Here is a 20,058-nt window from a genome sequence, read left to right as displayed (position 1 = left end):
GCGTTAGGGGCGGCAGGCGTCGACCATCGCTTTCACGTTCCGGAGGGGGATGCCGCGGTGCAGGGAGCAGGAGCACATCATTACGAAGCCGGACGGCCCGCACTCCTCGAGGTACTTCCTCGTCTCCGCTTCTATCCTCTCTTCCGGGCCGAGGAGCAGCGTCGTGAACGCGTCGACCCCTCCCAGGATGCAGGTCTCGCCGCCCCATGTATGCTTAGCCAAAGGCAGGTCGTTGCGCTCGGCGAACTGGAAGCCAGAGATTCCCTGCTTAACGCACTCGGAGACCAGGGGCGAGAACGCCGGCTCGGTGAAGATGCCGTGGGGATGAAACACCGTCGGAAGGTCGTTGTCCTTCCCTACCTCCACCACCCTCCGTAACCCGGGGAGCGAGTATCTCGAGAAGTCCTCAGGTCCGATGAGATCCGGGTTGTCGGAGGCGGCGGCGACGAACAGCGAACAGTTCACTCCATGCGAGCATAGCGCGCCCGCGAGGTCCTCGCCTAACTTGGACGCGAACTCTATCGTCCGCTCAGCCAGGGCGCGGTCGGTCAGCAGGTCCATGAGGAGGGCCTCGAGACCACGGAGCATCCCTGCTTTGGTCACTGCTCCCTCGATGTTCCCCAGGACGGCGACCTCCTTCCCTATCCTCTCCGACGTGAGCGCGTGGGACCTAACTACATTCGACAGCGGCTCGTCGGTGAGAGGGTCTGGCAGCTCGGCCCGGTCCACGGCGCCCGGATCGGCGAACGGGGGGCGCTCGATGGTAGGGATGCCTCGCTCCGGGAATCGAAGCTGTCCGCCGAGCATCTCCGTTTCGAGACCGCAGAACTGGATGCTCCCGACCACGGCATCGTGTCCGAGAAGGTGCTGGGCCCCCACCACCGCCCGGGACGACAGCTCGGCGTCAAAATGGCCGGCGCATACCCTCGGCGTAGGGACGTCGATCACATCAAGACCGAGGGTGAGGTCGCGCAGGAACACCGGGACGCGGTCAGGTACGCCGAGCCGCAGGGCCTCTTCCATCCTTTCCTTGGAGATCATCCCCGTCCACCGTTGATCTCAGGCCGGTACTGCCTGCAGATAGGTACGGTCCACCATGCCCTCGATATTCGGTAGCTCGGCGATCTTACCGCTCGTGACCAGGAACTGGCCGACTGAGCGCAGGCTTTCGAGGTCTGTCTGGTCCAGCCCCAGTTTATAGTCGACGGTGGTCAGGCACTTCTTCTCATCGTCCGCGGTCAGCCCGATCTTCCCTGCGCACAGGGCGATGGCCGCCTCGCTGTCGTTCTCCATGTACCCGATCGCTCGATCGATGGCCTTGAGGGCAGCGGTGATGGTCGCTGGCCTCTCATCGATGAGCTTCTGGGTCACCATGATCACCAGCGGATAGTTGCTGCCCAGGCCGCTCGAGTTGGCGATCTCGTGCACGTCGTCCCCACATGTGTTCTCGACACTGGTCGGCCACGGCTCGCTGCCGATTATGGCATCGACCTGCCGGGTCTTCACCGCATTGGGCATATCTGACGGGCTCAGAGAGACCTGGGTCACGTCCGCGCTGCTCAGACCGTTCGCCTCCAACAGGCGGAGGAGCGCACCCTGACTGCTGGATCCGAACTGCACGCCGATCTTCCTTCCGACCAGGTCTGAGACGTTGCTTATGTCCTTCCAGCCTACCAGCCGATGCTGACCCTCGCCGCCACCATAGCTGGCGACAAGTTTCGCGCCCAAATTCCTGGACATCAGGGTGACCGCGGGAGAGTCGCCCATGGCTCCCATATCCGCCGAACCGGTGGCCAGGGCCTCCGCCGATTGAATGCCTCCGCTGACAATGAGCGGGGTGACGTTGAGCCCCTCATCGGTGAAGAACCCCATCTGTTGGGCGATGATGAGCGGCTCGTAATCGATCTTGTTCGAATAGGTGATCTTGAGCTCCATCGCGTTCTCCTTCGCCGGGGCGCTCGTCAGTATGATGGTTCCGGCCGCGGCGATCACGATGACCGCTATTAGGACCACCACCAGTATGCTCCTGCTCACTTTCATCTTCTATGTCTCCTTCGCTCCTTCGATGGTTATCGGTGCCAGCAGCTCGGTCCGCTTGCACCCGCACTGGGAGAGGACCTCCTGCAGGGAGCAGGAGATTTCCTTCCTGAGACCTACCACGTCCTCCTGGAACAGATCTCTGGGCCGGGGGATTCCCACCCTCCACTCGCGGTATATGTGCCCCGGATTGGTGCCCATCAGCATGATGCGGCCGCCCAGCGCGATGGCCTCCTCAATGTTGTGAGTGATGAACATGAACGTCCGTCCGCCCTGCTCCCAGAGTTTAAGCAGCTCAAGGTCCATGTGCTTGCGGCCCTGCTCATCCAGCGCTCCGAAGGGCTCGTCCAGCAGAAGTATGTCAGGTTCGAGGACCAGAGTGCGGGCGATGGCCACCTTCTGCCGCATGCCTCCAGAAAGCGCGCTCGGACGGGTTTTCTCGAACCTCTCCAGGTCGACCTTCTTCAGCATCTCCCGCGCCCGCTCCCGCGCCTCACGCTTGGGCAGCCTAGCGCTCCGCAGTCCAAACGCCACATTGTCGAGTACCGATAACCAGGGAAAGAGGCTCTGCTCCTGGAATACCATCCCTATGCGTGGATGAGGGCCGGCGACCTCCTCTCCCCCAAGGGTCACCCTGCCTCGGGACGGCCGCTGGAAACCGGCCGCCAGGTTAAGGAGGGTGGACTTGCCGCAACCGGACGGCCCCACGATGCACAGGAACTCGCCGTCCTCTACCGACAGGTCTACGTTCCTCAGGGCAAGCAGCCCCTTGCCGCTATCCTCTATGAACGCCTTGGAGACGTTCTCGAACTGCAGCCGCATCTCACTCGGCCCCCAGGCCCAGGCGGTCGCGGACCCGTCGTTCGGCTACGCTGAAAAGTATCTTCTCGATGAACAGACCGATCCCGCAGATCAGGAGGATGGAGACGAACGCGGCCTCATAGTCCAGGGACCATCTGGCTTGGACGAGCACATAGCCCAGACCGAGCCCGATGCCCACGACCATCTCGGCAGCTATCAGCACCCGCCATCCGTTGGCCAGTCCGATGCGCAGGCCGTTCAGAATGTGCAGCGAGGCTGCCGGCAGCAATACCCGGAAAAACATACCCAGATTACTCGTGCCTAGGCTGCTGGCGGCCCGGCGGTAGATGGGGGGCGTCCCCCTGATCCCGGAGGCGGTGCTAATGGCCACTGCCGGCAGCACGGTCATGTAGATCATGAACACCGTCGAGGTCTCTCCTAGCCCGAACAAGAGCAGGGCGATAGGAATCCATGCCAAACCGGGGATCAGCTGCAGGACGGTCATGGGGGTCATCCCGATGCTATTGAGCACCGGGTTCGCTCCCATGAGCATGCCAATCACTATGCCCGAGGCCACGGCCAATAGGTACCCGGTAGCCCATCTCATGATGCTGCTCGAAACATGCTCGAGGATGGTGTGGTCGTAAAGCTTGGACCCCTCCAGCAGATAGATCAGCCTCGAGGCGGTGTCCAGGGGGGAAGGGTAAACAACTCCTTTGACCTCATAGACCCACATCGAGACCGCCTGCCAGGCCAGGAGGATGATGGCAAGGCCCACCAGCCCCACGATAGCCCTGTAGGTCCACTTCTGGACCCGGCTGGTCTTGGATGTGAAATGGGCCACATTGCGCGCGATCGCATCATCGATGGCCAAGGCCTCGCCGCCATCGTGCGACGGCCTGACCTGGGCCCTTTCTCTTACCGTGATACGATTCCCTTCGATCCTCATTTCTCTCCACCGAGAGCATCCATCGTTACACCCGGTTCTCCGAACTGGCAGAGTTAACAGGGTATAGGGAACGATTTGATTAATAGATGAAATAGTTTTGTTTATACTCAAATATTAAAGTGAGGCAAATTCCGACAGCTGCCTGATCCGGGGGCCGGAGAGAATAATTTTCTGAATTTCAGTCGCATAGCTCCCGGAAGAGCTTTCAGGAGATAATTTTAAGCTTATGCACAATATTTAGGCCGTTAACCCCGCCCATTGGCGAGGCAGATGAACAGCAGGTGAATGTATTGAAAGTATCAGTACCGGTTATGGGCCAAAAGGGATTGGATGAGATCGTCGGCGGGCACTTCGGCAAGTCTCCTGGCTATGTTATCTATGACACGGATACAAAGAGCGCCGTTACCATCAGTAACACCAGTGAGCATCTGGGAGGGACCGGATTGCCCCCTGAGCTGCTGGCTAAGAACGGGGTCAATGTAGTCGTGTGCTCTAACTTGGGCCCCAAGGCTGTTGACATGCTCGCCTCATTCGGCATAGATGTATTTGTCGGCGCCCGTGGCACTGTCAGAGGCGCGCTGGAATCGTGGCAGAGAGGAGAGCTTGAGGCGGCTAACAAGGACAATGCCTGCAAGGAACACGGGCACTAGGCAGGTGACAGATTGAAAATTGCGGTGGCTAGCGGTAAGGGAGGGACCGGAAAAACGACCATCGCGGTCAACCTGGCCCTAGCCATCGAAGGCGATGTCCAATTGCTGGACTGTGATGTGGAAGGACCAAACGCGCATCTCTTCCTCCGGCCCTGCATCGAGAGCGTTCGTCCAGTCGGGATATCCACCCCCCGGATCGACGCCGATAGGTGTCTTGGCTGCGGCAAATGCTCTGATGCCTGCCACTTTAACGCTCTGCTGAGAATAAGGAAGAAAATCAAAATCATTCAAAACCTCTGTCATGGTTGTGAGGCTTGCCAGCTTGTTTGCCCCACCGGGGCCCTCGCTCTGGAGCCCCGGAGGATCGGCTCCATCAGCGAGGGCATGGCAGGCCCCATCCCTATCGCCTTTGGCGAACTGGATATAGGGCAATCTCTGAGCGTGCCGGTCATCCGTGAGCTCAAGGCTCTGGTCAGGGGGCACGCTCATACCGTGATCGATTGCCCCCCGGGCACGTCGTGTCCAGTGGTGGAGGCGGTCCAGGGATGCGATAGGTGCCTCATGGTCACTGAGCCCACACCCTTCGGCCTTCATGATTTGAAGATACTGGCCAAGGTCCTCGGCAGGATGGGCGTCCCCATGGGAGCGATCGTCAATCGGGACAACGGTACCTATGAGCCTTTGGAGGAGTTCTGCCGATCCTCTGGCATACCCGTCCTTATGCGCATACCCTTCGATCGTCGGATCGCAGAGCTGTACTCTAGGGGTGAGGTCTTGGTCGACACCTACCCTGGGTTCCGGGAACGGATGGTCGGACTGTTCAATCAGGTGAGAGCATGAAAAGGCCTGTGCGGCAGGTGGCGGTCCTCAGCGGGAAGGGGGGCACTGGAAAGACGACGGTGACGGCCAGTCTCGCCTGCTATGCCGGTCGGCCGATAGTGGCGGACTGCGATGTGGATGCCTCCAACCTCTCCCTGCTGCTTCAGGGGACGCCCCGCTCCAGGCATCCCTTCATCGGCGGCCTGAAGGCTGATATCGATCCCGCCAGGTGCACCTCCTGTGGTAAATGTGAGGACCACTGTCGTTTCAGGGCGATAAGGTCCATGAAGGTGGACCATATGGCATGCGAGGGCTGCGGGGTTTGCCAGCTGGTCTGCCCCGAGGGGGCGGCTGTTCTCCATGAGACTGTAAGCGGGGAGATCTTCGTCCGGGACACCTCCCATGGCACGGTGGTGGATGCGGAAATGATGCCTGGAGAACCGAACTCCGGAAAGCTAGCAGCCAGGGTAAGAACTCTGGCCATGGAAGAAGCGAAGATCCAAGACTCGCCGCTGGTGTTGATCGATGGCCCTCCCGGAACTGGTTGTCCGGCCATCTCCAGCGTCATCGGCGTCGACCTGGCCCTCATCGTCACCGAGCCGACCCGCTCAGGCGGCCATGACCTTGGTCGGGTCATCGATCTAGCCTCCCACTTCAACACTCCCTGTGCGGTGATCATCAACAAGCATGACCTCAACCCCGACCTGACCATAGAGATCATCCATGAGTGCCAAAGGAGGGGCGTACAGATCATGGGTCTGTTGCCCTTCGATGAGCAGGCCGGTGAGGCGATCATCAGCGGCCTGCCCCTTCCCGAGAGCGCCCCTGATTCACCTGCGGAGATGGCCGTAAGGGCTGTCTGGGAAAAGGTATTGGCTTTCCTGGAGGGCATCCCTGACGGGCCGTCTATCACCGTGCGGTGAAGACCTCATCGCGCCTTCCTAGTGCCGAACCGGCGGACCGCCTCGCCCACGCTCCCTGCCGTCCACGTTTCCACTCGTATCCCGCCTTCGTCAAGAACCTCCTGCGCCCCCGGCCCTACCCTACCGGTGATAAGAAGGCCCACCTCCAGGTCCATCAGCTGCTGGGCCGCTTTGACCCCCGCTCCGCTGCTGGCATCCTTGGCCTCGTTCACAACGTAGCCAAGGTCTCCGGAGACGTCATCGTATATGGCGAAGACGGCACAACGCCCGAAGCGCTCCTCGACCGGCTGGTCCTCGGTTTCCCCGTTGCACGTCACAGCCATCTTCATAGCGTCCTCTCCGTTTTCCGGTGGCGATCCTTCTCCGAGGGACCGGCCCGCGATCGTAATATGCATCTGACCATGATATCACTCGTCTTTGAGAACAGGGACGCCGTCATCGGTCCCTCGTCCGTTCCCCCTCTCCACGAGGTCATCAGCGATCATGAGCTTCCTGGCTTCCACCACCATGGTGGTCAGCTTGATCCGCGCACTGGTCAAGCATCGCCATACGGTCCCTCGCGAGACGCCCATCCGGATGGCCGCCTCCTCCTGCATGAGTCCCTCGTAGTCGACCAGTCTCAGGGCCTCCAGCTCATCGGTCGTCATGATCAGGGGCGGAAGGCCAGCCTCCTTGCCGGACAATGGACCGAAGAGGATGGCCAAAGGGGCCTCGGTGATGTTCCTGGGCTTCATGGGCCGCCCGGGGCCGCATCTCCTGCGGCAGCAGCAGCTCTTTTTTGGCATATGAACAATATGAATAACGTTGAAGGGCTCTTAAAACCCCCGGAGCCACCTTGCGATCTAGACCTTGGATCCCAGCATCTGCTCGAGCATCTCCCGGAGCACCTTCACCGGCATGTCCGGTACGGAGATGTAGGTGGTCCGTCCCCCGGAAGGATCGCCGGTGACCTTCGTCTCCACCAGCCCCTCGTTGGCCAGCTGCTGGAGGTAGGCCCAGAACTGAGTGTGTCCCCTCGCCCGTTCCCCGTACTCCTCGGCGGCGACCTTGTACGCGCTCTCCACGTCCCTCGTCGTGACATAGGCCTGGTCCTTCGACGCCCTGGCCACCGCTAAGAGCACCAGCTTCTTCTGGACGTCCAGCTCCTCTACTTTGGTGCTGGTGACGACGTTATAGGTGAGCGCCTTGGCCGTTCTCACGTTCTCCGGCGTCACCTGCGGGCTCCCCTCTTCCTCGGCCATCATACCTGCCTTCTCCAGGATCTCGATGGCGAACCGAGCGTCCCCCATCTCCGCCGAGGCATCGGCGATAAGCTCGACGGAGCCCTCGGGCACAGCTCCGGGGAAGAACGCCAGCTGAACGCGATCGGCGATGATGTCCCTCAGTTCCTCGGCCGAGTACTTCTCGAAGGCTATCACGTTCGCCCTCCTGAAGGTCGAACGCGAGGCCGGGTCCAGCAGGTCGAGGAGATACTTCTGGGAGATCATGATGAGGGACATCGACGCTCTGCCCCCGACCTTCTCCTCGTCGAACCGCGACAGATGGTAGATCAGGTCGCCGGCCCCCTTGCGTAGCAGCACGTCCGCTTCGTCGAGCACCACCACGAGGTGCAACTTCTCCTTCTCCAGGTGCTTGTGCAGGGTGCGCAGCATCTCCGCGGTGGAGAACCCGCGGTCCGGGAACCGCTCGTCAAAGTGGTTGACCAGCCGGAGCAGCACCGCCGATTCGGTGTTGCGCTGGCGGCAATTCACGACGATGAAGTCGAGGGCCTTCCCCTCCGCTCTGCCCTCCTTCACCAGGTCCAGGCAGAAGCGCTTGCTGGTGGCGGTCTTCCCCGTCCCCACGTTGCCGATGAGGAACGCTGTCTGCGAGACCCCCGACTCCAGCACCGGGCGGAAGAGCATCCACAGCCTCTCCATCTGCTTGTCGCGATGCACCAGGCGGTCGGGGACGTAGTCGAAGGATAATTTCGCTGGGTCTTTGAGCACCCGGCTGGCCCGCTCGAAGCGGTGGGCGGTCAAGAGCGCCTCACCCGGTAGAACCCCGAGCAGGGGATGACGTTCAATCCGTTCGCTTCGAAGATGTCCGCCAGGAGATTATTGCCCAGCGAGTCCGAGGCCATATGCCCGGCGACCACGATGTTCACGTGGTGTTTCCTCGCCTCCTCGATGTGGCTCTCCGGGACATGCATGCATACCACCGTACCGATCCCTGAACGGGACAGCTGCTCGTACATCTCCTTGGGTGCCGAGGTCCCGCCGGCGAACTTGACCGCAACCTTGCCGGCCCTTCGGTCCCGGGCCCCGGCGAAGATCTCGGGAGGGTTGCACTCCTTCATGCCGTTCTCGTACTCCGGGATGTCCGCCAGGATGTCCAGCAAATCGTCCAGCCTCTCCGGGGCCTGTTCGTCCAGCAGGCGCTGCATGAACGCCTGTCCCACGAGGTCGCAGGGTTGGTGGAGGCACATGAGCGGGATATCCAGAAGGCGGCATGCGTCCACCGTCTGGGAGTGATTGATCGAATGCGTGGCGCACATCACCTCGTGCACGCGCGGGCCGACGATGCACTCCGCCGCGGTGATGGGAACGCCCCACGACCGCATCATCGTCTCCTGTATGGGCACCACCTTGTACATGGATGCTTGGGCCCGGCCCCGGGGATGATGGCCGATGAGGGCATCGATCCTTGTCCCACGCTCCTTCAGGCGATCGGCGATGAGCGCTTCTGCCGGAGTGATGTCGATGCCCCACATGACCGAGGCGACCTCGCGGCCATCGTCGTACAGGACGCGGCTGTCGGCATAAGGGTTCCACAGCGAGTCGGCGTCGAACCTGTCCCGCCCCTTGGCGTCGAGCTTCTCGTACGCTCTCCTCGTCCTCGCGAGAGCGGAATCGAGCTCCGTTCCCTTCCGGGGATCGACCTTCTTGGCCTCCTCCACCGCCATCCGGTAGTAGTCTGACAGACGCATGCTATCCCCGAATGATTCCCCTGCCCACATATAATCTGTGGGGAACAATTCATAGGAGCGGGGTGCCCATTCCCTAGTCATGAATGAAGAGGAAGGCCTCATCTCCATCGTCAAGGACCCCATGGGATCGCTAAAGGTAGAGGACCTGGTCATGGAGGCAGCCAGGGACATGATCAAGGATGAGATAAAGCGGTACATTCGCAGGAAGCTGGAGGAGGACCCCAAGCTCAAGAACGACATACGCATCGCGGTGGCCGAGCTCATGGACGCTAAGATCCGCGAGGCCTACGCTATGGTCAAGCTCGGCAAGTGCGGAGTAAACCTCGGCATCGCCATGGTGCCGGCGGATCTCAAGGAGCGTATGGACCGCGACATCGCCGGCCTCCTGGAACGCGAGATGGGACAGGTCGTCAGCAAGCTCGATTGAAAGAAAGGGAAAGAGGTTTAAAAGGGGGGCCGGAGCCCGTTGAAGGTTGGGAGTTCGACTCCCGAGGTCGTCCACCTGTTTAACCGAACAGGGCGGACAGGCCCGCGGCAGCCTCTTCCTCGCTGACCTCGGGCTTCTTCTCTTCTTCCTTCTTCTTCTCCTTGTGCTCGGCCGGGGCGGCGGCGGGGGCCGCAGCGGCGGCAGGAGCGGCGGCAACAGCGGCGGAGGCGATGGCCTCGTCGATGTTGACACCTTCCAGGGAGGCGGTAAGGGCCTTTACCCTGGAGGCGTCCGGCTCAACGCCGGCGCTCTTCAGGACGTTCGCGATCGCATCCTCGTTGACGGTCTTTCCAGCGGCGTGAAGGACCAAAGCGCTGTATATGTACTCCATTTCTATTCCTCCAATGTTTCTTCAATCGAACAGAGAGCTAAGGCCTGCTGCTGCTTCCTCTTCGCTGACCTCGGGCTTCTTCTCTTCTTCCTTCTTCGGTTCTGCCTTCTTCTCCTGAGGCGCAGGCGCGGCAGCTGCGGACAGCTGCTGCTTCAACCGGTCATCCTCCAGTCCGGGGACCTTGGAGGCGATGGCGAGCATCTCTGCCCTTGCCTTCGCCAGGAGGGGACCGATGGTGTCCTTGGTGGGGATGGCGGCCTTGACCCCGAGCGCGGAAGCCTCGCGGTAGGCCTTGCCCATGAGCGGACCAATGGTCTGCTTGGTCGGGTAAACGATGCTCACACCTAGGGCGGTTGCATTCCTGGCCGCGGTGGCCAGCATGGTCTGGTAGTAGTTCTCGGGGATGTCCAGTACGGCCTTCTCGTAGAGGATGCCGTCCTCGAACGCGCCCCTGAGGTCCATACCGACGGTCATCGGTAAGATCTCCAGCTTGGGTAGGATCTTGGCGAGCTCTTCGGACACCTTGTGCCCCTTCTCTACCAGGACCTTCTCCTTGCGGATGACGATCTTGCCGCCCTCGATGGCAGCGGGGATACCGGCCTTCTGCAGCTCGCCCACTATGGGGCCGGGCTTGAAGGGTGTCTCGCCCTCCTTGACGACGATGTCCTCGGGAGCGATGTCACCGGGCTTGGCGGGGGCCGCCGATTTGGTGGCCTCCATCTGCTGGAACAGCTTGAACGGGTTCTCGGGGGTGGCGATGACGGCGCACTGCCCCGCGACCAGCGGCTTCAGCTTCTCCAGGCCCGGCCTCTCCTTGGCCGCTTCGTCGATGGCGATGAGCAGCAGGTTGTTCCTGGTCATCATGACGGCGGCGTTCTTCCTCATCCCGTGACGCATGTCCTGCATCTGGGGGGAGGGGATCCCATGGACATCGACGATGGCAACGACAGGGTTCTTCACCATGACGTCGGCGAGTTCCTTGACCTTCGCTTTCTTCCAAGATGCTACGTGTGCCATCTCGTTGCCTCCTAGATCAATCTCTCCGACGGACCCATAGTCGTCTTGACATAGGCCGAGTCAATGTTCATCTTGCCTTTTTCTAGCTTGCCGATCACCCTCTTAAGGATGGCGTCGACGTTCTCTGCTATCTCTTCGGGAGCCATGTCCACCGTGCCCACGGGCGCCTGGAAGGTCTTGCGGTCCTTGGAACGGACCGACACGGACTTCCGCAGGTTGTCTATCATGGGCTTGGGGTCCGCCCCTGGCGGGATGGGCTTGGGCATCTTTCCTCTCGGCGCGAGGACGATACCCAAACGCTTACCGATTTGGGGCATCAAGGGGGCCTCGGCGATGAAATAATCGACCTGAGAGGCGACCTTCTTGGCCTGCTTCTTGTCATCGGCGATCTTTCCCAGCTCGTCGGGAGTGATCACCATATCGGCCACGCTTCTTGCCTTGGCGGCAAGCTCAGCGCCTCCGATGACGCAGACCCTTAGCGCCTTACCCCTTCCATGTGGCAGAACAACGTCTTCCTGTATCCTGTTCTTGGGAACAGACAGGTCCACATCCCTGAGGTTAATGGCCAGGTCAACGGTCTCCTTGAAGTTCCTCTTAGGCGAGGACTCAAGGGCCTTCTTGACGGCCGCTAGGGTTGTTTTCTCTACCAAATAAGATACCTCCTGTAGTGCAATTGAGCAGTGAAGCTCTCCTACAGTGCGGGTTCCCTTAATAGGGCATTGCTTAAAATAGTTTTGGATGGGGGAGGTACCCCGATCACTTGGCGAGCTGCTGGTCGAACTTGCCGGCCAGTATCTCGTTGCGGGCCACCTTCGGCTCCATTCCCTCGATGGTGACGCCCATCGAGGTGCAGGTGCCGACGACCTCCAGGACCCTCATCTTCAGGTCCTTGCCCATAAGGGAGTCTCCCTTCATCTCGGCGATCTTGATGGCCTGGGCGATGCTCAGGTTACCGATCTTGCTCGCCTTAGGCGATCCGCTCCCCTTCTCCACGCCCAGCTCCTTGGAGATCAGCGAGGAGGTCGGGGGAGTGCCCACCTTGACCTCGAAATTCTTGGTCTTGGAATCGATGATGATCTTGACCGGGACCTTCATCCCGTCGAACGCCCTGGTCTTGTTGTTGATCTCGGCAACGATCTTGGGGATGTTCACACCTAGGGGACCGAGGGCGGGGCCCAGCGGCTGACCGGGGGTCGCCCGGCCTCCTTCTACTAGCACTTCAACTGTATCTGCCATATAGCTTCACCTTTCTTTCTCTAGAACCCTGACATGGTCTCCTCTGACCGTCACCGGTATGGGGACCATCGCTTCGAACAGCTCCACGGTGATCTCCTCCTTGGATTCGTCGATGTTCTGGACCCTGGCCTTCTCGCCCTTGAACGGTCCAGCCACCAGCTCGACCACGTCGCCCTCCATGATGCCCGAGACAAGGGGCTTGGGAGCGAGGTAATGGTCGATTTCCTCGAAGTTCATCTCTCCGTCGACGAAGCTGTGCGCCTTCCTGACCCCCTTCACCGCGTCCCTCATGCGGTCGGTGTTCATGCCCTCGATGAGCACGTACCCGCGCAGGTTGGTGGGTGCGAGGATGGCGGAGATGTCTGACTTGCCGGACTTGGCGCGCGCGCCGATGCCGTCGGTGACATCCTTCTCATGTCCGATGGATGTCTTGAGCGCAAGGATGGACTGCCTGGCCTCGGCAGAGAACTGCAGCCGGTCGCATTCCGAAGACGCCTCCACCAGGCATGCCTCCAACGTGATGTCAATGCGGTCCTTGAACGCCGACCCGACCGGGGCGTAGACCTCCAGCTTCAGCTCCTTGGGCTTGGCACCCTCCAGGAAGAAGTCGAACTCCGGTTGGGATTGGGAGCTGTGAGTGTCAAAGAGGGAGCTGCCAGTGGCGTCATAGAGGCGCACCGACCACTCCGCGGCATCCGCCGGGATGAGGTTTATGGACACCTTCATGTGGGCCTTCTTCTTGGCCGACTCCTTGCTCTTCAGCTGGAAGCTCCAGCTGGTCATGCCGGACGCGGGGATCTTGGCCTCCCCGCCCTTGCCTACGAATGAAAGCATGCCGCTGCCTCCGAGGGAGGGAGCGAACGCCTGTGAATCTTCCTTCATGTCGATCAATCCTACACGAGATTGCTCAGCCGAAGTATGTCGGGAGGTAGGTCATCAGCCAGTAAATGAGGAATCCCATTCCCCCGATGGCCAGAAGGCCCAACCCGGTGATCTGGACGACCTTGATGTATTCATCGGTGGAAGGCTTGCGGGCCATCTTGATGACTCGGCCGTACTTGCCCTTGCCGATCCTCTGGACCCGCTCCTCGATGTCCTTTTGGACTTCCCAGGACTTTTCCACAACGTCCATGTTGATACACCCTTCGGTGGTGATTTGTGCGGTAGGTTAGAGACAACTACTTAATAAAGTCGACGTCAACCACCTTTTTCGATCGCTCTTCCCGCGGACCGATGATGTTCTTCGACTTCACTCCGGTGATCACGACCATGACCCTCACGGTATCCTTGAGGGTCGGGTCCACCGCGGCACCCCAGATGATCCTAGCATTAGGGGCGATCTTGGCCTGAATGATCTCGGCCACCTTCTCCGCCTCGGAGATGCTCATGTTGTCGCCGCCGCTGACGTTGACCAGCGCGCCGGTTGCGTTGGAGATGTCAACATCGATCAGCGGGGAGTTGATGGCCTCGTTTATGGCATGCTCGACCCGGTCCTCATCGTCGCCCTCGCCCATGCCGATCATGGCCACGCCGGCGCCCTTCATGATGGTCTTCAGGTCGTTGAAGTCGAGGTTGACCAGTCCGGGCTTGGTGATGAGCTCGGTGATGCCCTTGATCGCCCGGACCAGAACCTCATCCGCCACCTTGAATGCGGCGTTGAGTGCTAGCCGGGGGCACAGCTCGAGGAGCTTGTCATTGGGGACAACGATAACGGTGTCCGCCGCCTGTCTCAGCTTCTCCAGGCCCCACTCGGCGTTCTCCGAGCGGATGACACCCTCGGCCTTGAACGGGTAGGTCACCACGGCGATGGTCAGCGCGCCCATATCCTTGGCCAGTTTGGCCACATAGGGAGCGGAGCCGGTGCCGGTGCCGCCGCCCATACCGGCGGTGACGAAGACAATGTCCGATCCGGTCAGGATCCTCCTCAGCTCCTCCTCAGCCTCCTTGGCCGCCTCTTCCCCCACCTGGGGCAGCGCCCCGGCCCCCAGGCCGCGGGTGCTCCTTCGCCCTAGGAGAATCTTGTGCGGTGAGCGTACCGCGAGAAGATGCTGCGCGTCGGTGTTGGCGGCATATATGTCCGCGCCGATGATACCGACCTCGGAGAGGCGGTCGATGGTATTGGTGCCTCCTCCCCCGCAACCAATGATCTTGATGGTCGTCTTCAGGCTCTCCAGGATCCGTACGAGCTCCTGGTCGGCGGAGGAATATTCATTATTATAGGTGGGACCGAGATCTCCGCCCTGGGCACCAGCGCGGGATATGGCGTCACTGAGGAATGACTTCATTATAAGCCCTCCTGGGCACAGCCAGTAGCCAGAACTGGTCGCCCGGGCGAGGGTTAAGAAGCATTTATAGTTTAAAAGGTTTCGGTGCCAGTGATAAAATACGCAGACTGTCTGGTAAGGGTAAAAAAGTGGGCCGGAGGGGAGGCTCCGGCCCCGGAGGTGCGCTACGCTTTTGCTAGAGCTTCGAGTCGTCTCACTTGATGAAATCGACGTCGGTATCCTTCAGCCGGGATGTCTCCTTGGAGCGGCCCAGTATCTGCTTGGACTTCACTCCGGTGATGACTACCATTACCCTGATCTTGTGCTCCAGGGTCGGATCGATGGCCGCACCCCATATGATCCGTGCGCTGGGCTGGACCTTGGACTGAAGCACCTCGGCGACCTTCTGGGCCTCCTGGATGGTCATGTCTCCTCCGCCGACGACGTTGACTAGCACCCCGGTAGCGGAGCCGATGTCCACGTCCAGCAAGGGAGAGTTAAGGGCGTCCTCGATCGCTTCCATGGCGCGATCCTCGGTCTGCCCGTTGCTTTCGCCCAATCCGATCATGGCCACGCCGGCGCCCTTCATGATGGTCTTGACATCGTTGAAGTCGAGGTTGACCAGTCCGGGCTTTGTGATGAGCTCGGTGATGCCCTTGATCGCTCGCATGAGCACCTCATCAGCGACCTTGAATGCGGCGTTGATGGACAGCCGGGGGCACAGCTCGAGGAGCTTGTCATTGGGAATGACGATTACAGTATCAGCGGCGTTGCGCAAGCGTTCCAAGCCCCACTCGGCGTTCTCCATCCTCATCTTCCCCTCGCCCCGGAAGGGCAGGGTGGTGACGGCGATGGTGAGGGCACCGATGTCCTTGGCAATCTTGGCAATGTACGGGGCAGATCCGGTGCCGGTGCCGCCGCCCATACCGGCGGTGACGAATACGATGTTAGCATCGATGAGAGCCTTCCGGAGGTCCTCCTCCGCCTCCATGGCCGATTCCTCTCCGATCTTGGGCAGCGCCCCGGCCCCCAGGCCGCGGGTGCTCCTTCGCCCTAGGAGAATCTTGTGCGGTGAGCGTACCGCGAGAAGATGCTGCGCGTCGGTGTTGGCGGCATACAGCTCGGCGCCGGTTATGCCCTCCTGGGCGATCCGGTTGATGGTGTTAGAGCCGCCACCTCCGCAGCCAATGATCTTGATGTTAGTCCTGAGCTTCTGCAGCAGATCCAGTAGTTCTGCGTCGGCAGAGCTTACCTGCGTGACGCCGGACCTCACAGGCGCAACCGAGGGCCCGAAGGAGCCTGCGGTAGCGCTCTCTCTAGCCAGCGCTTCCTCGACCAAAGATTTCATAGTGCATCCCTGCTCGCCGAAATGGCCTTTTTAGGTATTAATAAATTGACCCAGGACTTTTATTCACGAGCAATTACTTATGGGGCCGGCAATATCACGCATCCATGCAGGAACGGGCCGAGGTGAGGTTCTTCGGGAAGGTGCAGGGTGTGTCCTTCCGCGCGTACACCAGACGCTACTCCATAGTCGCCGGTGTGCACGGTTGGGTGCAGAACATGGCCGATGGATCGGTGGCGGCGGTCTTCGAGGGTGAACGATCAGACATCCAGAGGGTCATCCACCGGCTATGTGCCGAGCATCCCCTGGCCGAAGTGGAGCGTTTCGAGGTCCAGTGGTCGGCAGCCACCGGGGAGTTCGATTCCTTCGCCATCCGTCCGTAGTCATTCGATGGTTATGCCGTAAAGCCGCTCAGGGTTGTCCTTATGAATGCGTAACGCGCGCTCCTCGGTCAGCACTCCTGAGGCCAGGAGGGCCTTGGTGCGCTTGGGGACGGTGTTGATATTCATGACCGCCCCGGGTCGGGACAGCTCGTCCAGGAAGTCGGTCTCCATGACGAAGCGGTCCCCCTTGGATAACGCTTCCTTGATCGCCGGCTTGCTGGCGAGAACAGAGGGGAACAGTCCATGGTTCTCCTCGTCCAGCACGAGGGGAGGAGAGTAGTGTTTTATGACCTTCTCCCTACACAGGCCGGCACTATCGGCGATGCGGGCCAGGTCGAGCATGACCGCCGGGTCGCCGCTCTCGGTGTGCAGCACCACGGGGCAGGAAGCCTCCTTGGCAAGCTCCATGCCGTAGCGCATGATCTCGTTCGAAGCATCCAGGATCTCTGCGCTGACCGGGAAGTGCGGTCGACCGATCTCCCCTATGGCCACTGTCTCGCGCTCGAGCACCAGCCTCTGTGCCTCCTCCATCCCGTCCTTCATGATCTCGACGGCGCGGGGAAGGCCGAACCTTTCCGCCAGTCCGATGAGCAGCACCGGGTACGGCCCGACACAGGCGAACACCTTGGCCCCGCTCTCGGCGTTGCACTTATCTGCCATACGAAGGGTGATGCGGTACGATTCGGCAAAGTCCTCCCTGGTGTTGATGGGGACCTCGGAATAGGGCATGTGGCAGAGGACCGCATGGGTCCCCCCTGCCTGGAAAAAGTCCTTTAACGCTTCCACCCCCCTTCCCGAGGGCTGAAGGTGTAAATGGTTGTCGAAAACGGGGTGGGCGCTCAGCGCAGCAGCCCCGCTGCCTTAAGCTCCTCGGTGATCTTATTGACCGCAGCCTCGACGTCCTGGGGCTTCCGGGCCCCGGTGCACACCAGTTTACCGGAACCGAACAGGAGGACGACCACCTTGGGCTCGTCCAGCCGATAAACGAGCCCCGGAAACTGCTCAGGTTCGTACTCCACCCGTTCCAAGCCCAGGGATATGGCTATCGCGTTGAGGTTGATCTCTTGTCCCAGGTCGGAGGAGGCGACGATGTTCTGGACCTCGATCTTGGGCTCTACTATGATCTTGATGCCGGCCTTCTCGATCTGCTTGGCGACCTTGTTTATAGCCACCTTCACATGCTCCAGGCTCTTTGCTCCGGTGCATACGACCTTTCCGCTCCGGAACAGTAGGGTCGCGGTCTTGGGTTCCTTCAATCGATAGATAAGACCGGGGAACTGCTCGGGCTCGTACTCCGCGCCCTCGAGGGCAAGAGCAATCGCCTGCAGGTCAAGCTCCTCACTGAGAGATGTGGAAGCGACGACGTTCTCAATCTTTATCTTGGCCATAAGGTCACCTGAACCTGGGTATTTATATGCCTTTATAAAGCTTTTGCGTTAGCTTAATGGTGGGTGTGACATCCAGATGAACGGCCCACCCTTGGAGATTACGATAAATATACTAATGTGATGTAATAGTAGGTAATTTAGTATTTGATTGTTTTACATGAATAAATGAAGTCTTCCGCAGGTTGCTTAACTGGCCATCTGAGACCCTGTCCTATAGATTTATATAGTAAAAAATCTATAATGACATTTGTCCGACAAAAGTGACAATATTGTCGGACGTCATCGAGCGGGAAGCATGAGCGAGACTGAAAGGATTACCATAAGGATACCAAGCGACAAAGTCCAGGCGCTGGGGATATTGGTCAAGGAGGGCAAGTACCCCACCATCTCCGATGCCATCCGTGCGGCCATCGACAGCTTTGTTGAGAGCAACTTCACCCCCGAGCACATCGAGCGGGTCACCGTGGAGCTGCCAAAGGGAAACGTCGTAGAGCTGGAGTGCTTGGTGAAGGATGGCGATTCGGTCTCCATCGACGATGCGATCAGGAACGCTGTGAGAGAGTACACGAGGAAAAGACTGACCAAGTTGGAGGAAGGTCACTAGCCGGCATCCAAGTTTTTATGGATGCGAGCGGGGGCGGTCCTGTGGTGGGTCAAAACGATACCGAGGAGGAGCTGCGTCGGGAGTGCGCGGAACTCAAAATCCTTGTTATTGGTTGTGGCGGAGGCGGGTGCAACAGCGTGCACCGTCTCATGAACATCGGTATACAAGGCGTCAAGACGGTAGCTATCAATACCGACAAGAACCACCTGCGCACCGTCAATGCTGACCAGCGTCTGCTCATCGGTAGCCAGCTGACCCGTGGCCTGGGAGCAGGGGGGATCCCTGACGTAGGGGAGGCGTGCATGGAGAACGCCTTAGAGCCTCTCAACGAGATCCTCAAGGAAGCCGACCTGACCTTCATCACCGTGGGCATGGGCGGCGGCACCGGCACTGGGGTCGCCCCAGTGGTGGCGAGGCAGGCCAGGAGAACCGGCTCGCTCGTCATATCCATGGCCACCACCCCCTTCGAGTTCGAGCGGGGCCGTCGGATGGAGGCAGCCCGCCAGGGCATCAAAAAGCTCAACGACAACTCGGACATGATGCTCCTACTGGACAACAACCGACTGCTCGACATGGTCAACCACCTGCCCATGGAGCAAGGGTTCGGGATAATGGACCAGCTCGTCTCTGAGATCATCAAGGGCCTGGTGGAAGCTGTCACCCTGCCTTCGCTAGTCAATCTGGACTTCGCCGATCTGCGCACCATCATGCGCCACAAGGGCGTGTCCACCATTCTGTACGGCGAGAGTACCGACCCCGAGGGCGCGGTGCGCGATGCGCTCAGCAATCCTCTGCTGGAGATAGATTATGAGGGTGCGACAGGGGCGCTCATCCACGTCACCGGTGGTGAAAAGCTCTCGGTCAAGAAGGCGACCAAAGTGCTGGCGGGGATGAGCGAGCAGCTGGACCCCGAAGCCCAGGTGATCTTCGGGGCCAGGGTGGACGCCGAATGCAAGGACCTCATCAGGGTCATGGCGGTCATCACTGGCATCAAGGAGCTAGCGCCCAAGGAGGGAAGGCGGTCCTCCGAGCGTAGGGAGCTTGAGAATACCCTTGAGGACCTGGTCACCACAGATCGCCCGCGGAGCAGGTACTGATCACTTTTCGTTCTTCCGCTTCTCGATCAACTTGGCCGCGTCCCCGATGACGCCCATGATGGTGTAGAACTCCCACTTAGTCGGTACGCTCCTTCCCATCATCCGGCGGAACATGATCTCAGTGTTCTCCCTGCGGAAGTCGGGGTAGTCGATCGCCACCAGGAGGCGGGCGAAGTACTTGTAGAGAAGCTCGCGTTCCTCCTCTGAGGAGACCGGGTTCCTTGAGATGCGATGCCCCTGGACCTGGAACAGCTCGTAGAGGACAATGCTGACGGCGTGGGACAGGTTCAGCGTGGGGTACTCGTCGCTCGAGGGAATATGGGCCAGCAGGTCGCAGCGGGCCAGCTCCTCCTGAGAGAGACCGAGTCCCTCCCGCCCGAACAGCAGGGCGATACGTCCCTCGTGGTCTGCGGTCTTGCTCGCCAGCTCCCGTGCCGGCATGGGGATGCGAATATAGCGCTTGGGTCCGTGGGTTACGATGCCCGTGGTACCCACCACCAGGGAGCACCCCTTCACCGCCTCGTCGATGGTACCAACGACAGAGGCGTTGCTAAGGATGTACCCGGCATGTTTGGCTCGCTTGAACGCCTCATCGCCGATAGGGCAGGGATTCACCATGCACAGCTCGTCGAAGGAGAAATTGCCCATGGCCCGGGCCACTGCCCCGACGTTGCCTTCATGCTCTGGCTCTACCAGAACGACCCTGAATCGACCCATGCGCTCGGAACCATTAATAGGCCTGTTCTACTTAATCCTGAC

26 protein-coding genes are annotated in these 20,058 nt (G+C 60.2%); 7 read left to right on the top strand and 19 right to left on the bottom strand.

All coding sequences use genetic code 11. From position 1 onward, the window contains the following. Positions 1–3: 3 nt before the first annotated feature. Genes SA339_12570 through SA339_12555 form a run of 4 tightly spaced genes read right to left on the bottom strand, consistent with a single transcriptional unit; the run spans position 4 to position 3,787 of the window. On the bottom strand, positions 4–1,041 hold the full coding sequence (locus SA339_12570; GenBank protein MDW5564047.1) for a uroporphyrinogen decarboxylase family protein: 1,038 nt from the start codon (positions 1,039–1,041) through the stop codon (positions 4–6). 18 nt (positions 1,042–1,059) lie between these two features. After that, positions 1,060–2,040, bottom strand: coding sequence for an ABC transporter substrate-binding protein (locus tag SA339_12565; protein MDW5564046.1), 981 nt, complete (start codon positions 2,038–2,040; stop codon positions 1,060–1,062). A 3-nt stretch (positions 2,041–2,043) separates the two neighbouring features. Further along, positions 2,044–2,859 (bottom strand): ABC transporter ATP-binding protein, encoded by an 816-nt coding sequence (locus SA339_12560; GenBank protein MDW5564045.1) that lies wholly within the window; start codon positions 2,857–2,859, stop codon positions 2,044–2,046. A gap of 1 nt (position 2,860) precedes the next feature. Next, positions 2,861–3,787: an ABC transporter permease gene (locus SA339_12555; protein MDW5564044.1), complete on the bottom strand. Its 927-nt coding sequence runs from the start codon at positions 3,785–3,787 to the stop codon at positions 2,861–2,863. A 290-nt stretch (positions 3,788–4,077) separates the two neighbouring features. On the opposite strand from SA339_12555, the gene SA339_12550 reads away from it, so the two are divergent. The 3 genes from SA339_12550 to SA339_12540 are packed head-to-tail and all read left to right on the top strand — an operon-like array spanning position 4,078 to position 6,179. Next, positions 4,078–4,437, top strand: a complete 360-nt coding sequence (locus tag SA339_12550) for a NifB/NifX family molybdenum-iron cluster-binding protein (protein MDW5564043.1) — start codon at positions 4,078–4,080, stop codon at positions 4,435–4,437. A 12-nt stretch (positions 4,438–4,449) separates the two neighbouring features. Then, positions 4,450–5,277, top strand: a complete 828-nt coding sequence (locus tag SA339_12545; GenBank protein MDW5564042.1) for an ATP-binding protein — start codon at positions 4,450–4,452, stop codon at positions 5,275–5,277. Then, positions 5,274–6,179 carry an ATP-binding protein gene (locus tag SA339_12540; protein MDW5564041.1) on the top strand — a complete coding sequence of 302 codons (906 nt, stop codon included), beginning with the start codon at positions 5,274–5,276 and terminating at the stop codon, positions 6,177–6,179. The genes SA339_12545 and SA339_12540 overlap by 4 nt, the downstream gene beginning before the upstream one ends. A gap of 5 nt (positions 6,180–6,184) precedes the next feature. Here SA339_12540 and SA339_12535 read toward each other — a convergent pair whose 3' ends face one another. The 4 genes from SA339_12535 to SA339_12520 form a co-directional block, all read right to left on the bottom strand. Beyond that, positions 6,185–6,508 carry a NifB/NifX family molybdenum-iron cluster-binding protein gene (locus tag SA339_12535; protein ID MDW5564040.1) on the bottom strand — a complete coding sequence of 108 codons (324 nt, stop codon included), beginning with the start codon at positions 6,506–6,508 and terminating at the stop codon, positions 6,185–6,187. A 78-nt stretch (positions 6,509–6,586) separates the two neighbouring features. Beyond that, positions 6,587–6,964, bottom strand: coding sequence for a DUF134 domain-containing protein (locus tag SA339_12530; GenBank protein ID MDW5564039.1), 378 nt, complete (start codon positions 6,962–6,964; stop codon positions 6,587–6,589). Between the two features lie 57 nt (positions 6,965–7,021). Next, positions 7,022–8,200 (bottom strand): AAA family ATPase, encoded by a 1,179-nt coding sequence (locus SA339_12525; GenBank protein ID MDW5564038.1) that lies wholly within the window; start codon positions 8,198–8,200, stop codon positions 7,022–7,024. Then, complete coding sequence (locus SA339_12520) at positions 8,197–9,147, bottom strand: NGG1p interacting factor NIF3 (protein ID MDW5564037.1); 951 nt, start codon at positions 9,145–9,147, stop codon at positions 8,197–8,199. Before SA339_12520 ends, SA339_12525 begins: the two co-directional genes overlap by 4 nt. Positions 9,148–9,226: 79 nt before the next feature. Between SA339_12520 and SA339_12515 the strand changes: the two genes are divergently transcribed. Continuing rightward, on the top strand, positions 9,227–9,574 hold the full coding sequence (locus tag SA339_12515; protein MDW5564036.1) for a hypothetical protein: 348 nt from the start codon (positions 9,227–9,229) through the stop codon (positions 9,572–9,574). A 79-nt stretch (positions 9,575–9,653) separates the two neighbouring features. On the opposite strand, the gene rpl12p is transcribed toward SA339_12515, so the two are convergent. The 8 genes from rpl12p to ftsZ (SA339_12475) all read right to left on the bottom strand — a co-directional run bounded on the left by rpl12p (position 9,654) and on the right by ftsZ (SA339_12475) (position 15,830). Beyond that, positions 9,654–9,965, bottom strand: a complete 312-nt coding sequence (rpl12p, locus tag SA339_12510; protein MDW5564035.1) for a 50S ribosomal protein P1 — start codon at positions 9,963–9,965, stop codon at positions 9,654–9,656. 21 nt (positions 9,966–9,986) lie between these two features. Further along, on the bottom strand, positions 9,987–10,982 hold the full coding sequence (locus SA339_12505) for a 50S ribosomal protein L10 (protein MDW5564034.1): 996 nt from the start codon (positions 10,980–10,982) through the stop codon (positions 9,987–9,989). Positions 10,983–10,993: 11 nt separating this feature from the next. Continuing rightward, positions 10,994–11,632: a 50S ribosomal protein L1 gene (locus SA339_12500; protein ID MDW5564033.1), complete on the bottom strand. Its 639-nt coding sequence runs from the start codon at positions 11,630–11,632 to the stop codon at positions 10,994–10,996. A 106-nt stretch (positions 11,633–11,738) separates the two neighbouring features. Then, positions 11,739–12,218, bottom strand: coding sequence for a 50S ribosomal protein L11 (locus tag SA339_12495; protein ID MDW5564032.1), 480 nt, complete (start codon positions 12,216–12,218; stop codon positions 11,739–11,741). A gap of 6 nt (positions 12,219–12,224) precedes the next feature. After that, the gene (locus SA339_12490; protein MDW5564031.1) at positions 12,225–13,100 is read right to left on the bottom strand and encodes a transcription elongation factor Spt5; all 876 of its coding nucleotides are present in this window, start codon (positions 13,098–13,100) and stop codon (positions 12,225–12,227) included. A gap of 25 nt (positions 13,101–13,125) precedes the next feature. After that, complete coding sequence (locus tag SA339_12485; GenBank protein MDW5564030.1) at positions 13,126–13,350, bottom strand: protein translocase SEC61 complex subunit gamma; 225 nt, start codon at positions 13,348–13,350, stop codon at positions 13,126–13,128. 46 nt (positions 13,351–13,396) lie between these two features. Beyond that, complete coding sequence (gene ftsZ / locus SA339_12480) at positions 13,397–14,503, bottom strand: cell division protein FtsZ (GenBank protein ID MDW5564029.1); 1,107 nt, start codon at positions 14,501–14,503, stop codon at positions 13,397–13,399. A gap of 193 nt (positions 14,504–14,696) precedes the next feature. Continuing rightward, the gene (gene ftsZ / locus SA339_12475; GenBank protein MDW5564028.1) at positions 14,697–15,830 is read right to left on the bottom strand and encodes a cell division protein FtsZ; all 1,134 of its coding nucleotides are present in this window, start codon (positions 15,828–15,830) and stop codon (positions 14,697–14,699) included. A gap of 104 nt (positions 15,831–15,934) precedes the next feature. Here ftsZ (SA339_12475) and SA339_12470 point away from each other — a divergent pair, with 104 nt between their 5' ends. Continuing rightward, positions 15,935–16,210 (top strand): acylphosphatase, encoded by a 276-nt coding sequence (locus SA339_12470; GenBank protein ID MDW5564027.1) that lies wholly within the window; start codon positions 15,935–15,937, stop codon positions 16,208–16,210. Here the strand turns inward: SA339_12470 and SA339_12465 are convergent, their stop codons facing one another. Together SA339_12465 and SA339_12460 are read right to left on the bottom strand one after the other, a co-directional pair. Beyond that, on the bottom strand, positions 16,211–17,053 hold the full coding sequence (locus SA339_12465) for a TatD family hydrolase (GenBank protein MDW5564026.1): 843 nt from the start codon (positions 17,051–17,053) through the stop codon (positions 16,211–16,213). Next, entirely contained in the window at positions 17,050–17,598 is a 549-nt protein-coding gene (locus SA339_12460; GenBank protein ID MDW5564025.1) for a TATA-box-binding protein, read from the bottom strand. The genes SA339_12465 and SA339_12460 overlap by 4 nt, the downstream gene beginning before the upstream one ends. Positions 17,599–17,893: 295 nt before the next feature. On the opposite strand from SA339_12460, the gene SA339_12455 reads away from it, so the two are divergent. Together SA339_12455 and ftsZ (SA339_12450) are read left to right on the top strand one after the other, a co-directional pair. Next, the gene (locus tag SA339_12455) at positions 17,894–18,202 is read left to right on the top strand and encodes a CopG family transcriptional regulator (GenBank protein MDW5564024.1); all 309 of its coding nucleotides are present in this window, start codon (positions 17,894–17,896) and stop codon (positions 18,200–18,202) included. Positions 18,203–18,243: 41 nt separating this feature from the next. Then, complete coding sequence (gene ftsZ / locus SA339_12450; protein MDW5564023.1) at positions 18,244–19,299, top strand: cell division protein FtsZ; 1,056 nt, start codon at positions 18,244–18,246, stop codon at positions 19,297–19,299. Here ftsZ (SA339_12450) and SA339_12445 read toward each other — a convergent pair whose 3' ends face one another. Continuing rightward, a complete protein-coding gene (locus SA339_12445; GenBank protein ID MDW5564022.1) occupies positions 19,300–20,016 on the bottom strand; it encodes an RNA methyltransferase in 717 nt (238 codons plus the stop codon). Between the last annotated feature and the right edge of the window lie 42 nt (positions 20,017–20,058).

The sequence above is a fragment of the Methanomassiliicoccus sp. genome, assembly GCA_033485155.1.
Lineage (GTDB): Archaea > Thermoplasmatota > Thermoplasmata > Methanomassiliicoccales > Methanomassiliicoccaceae > UBA6.
This window is presented reverse-complemented; position numbering and strand designations above follow the sequence as displayed.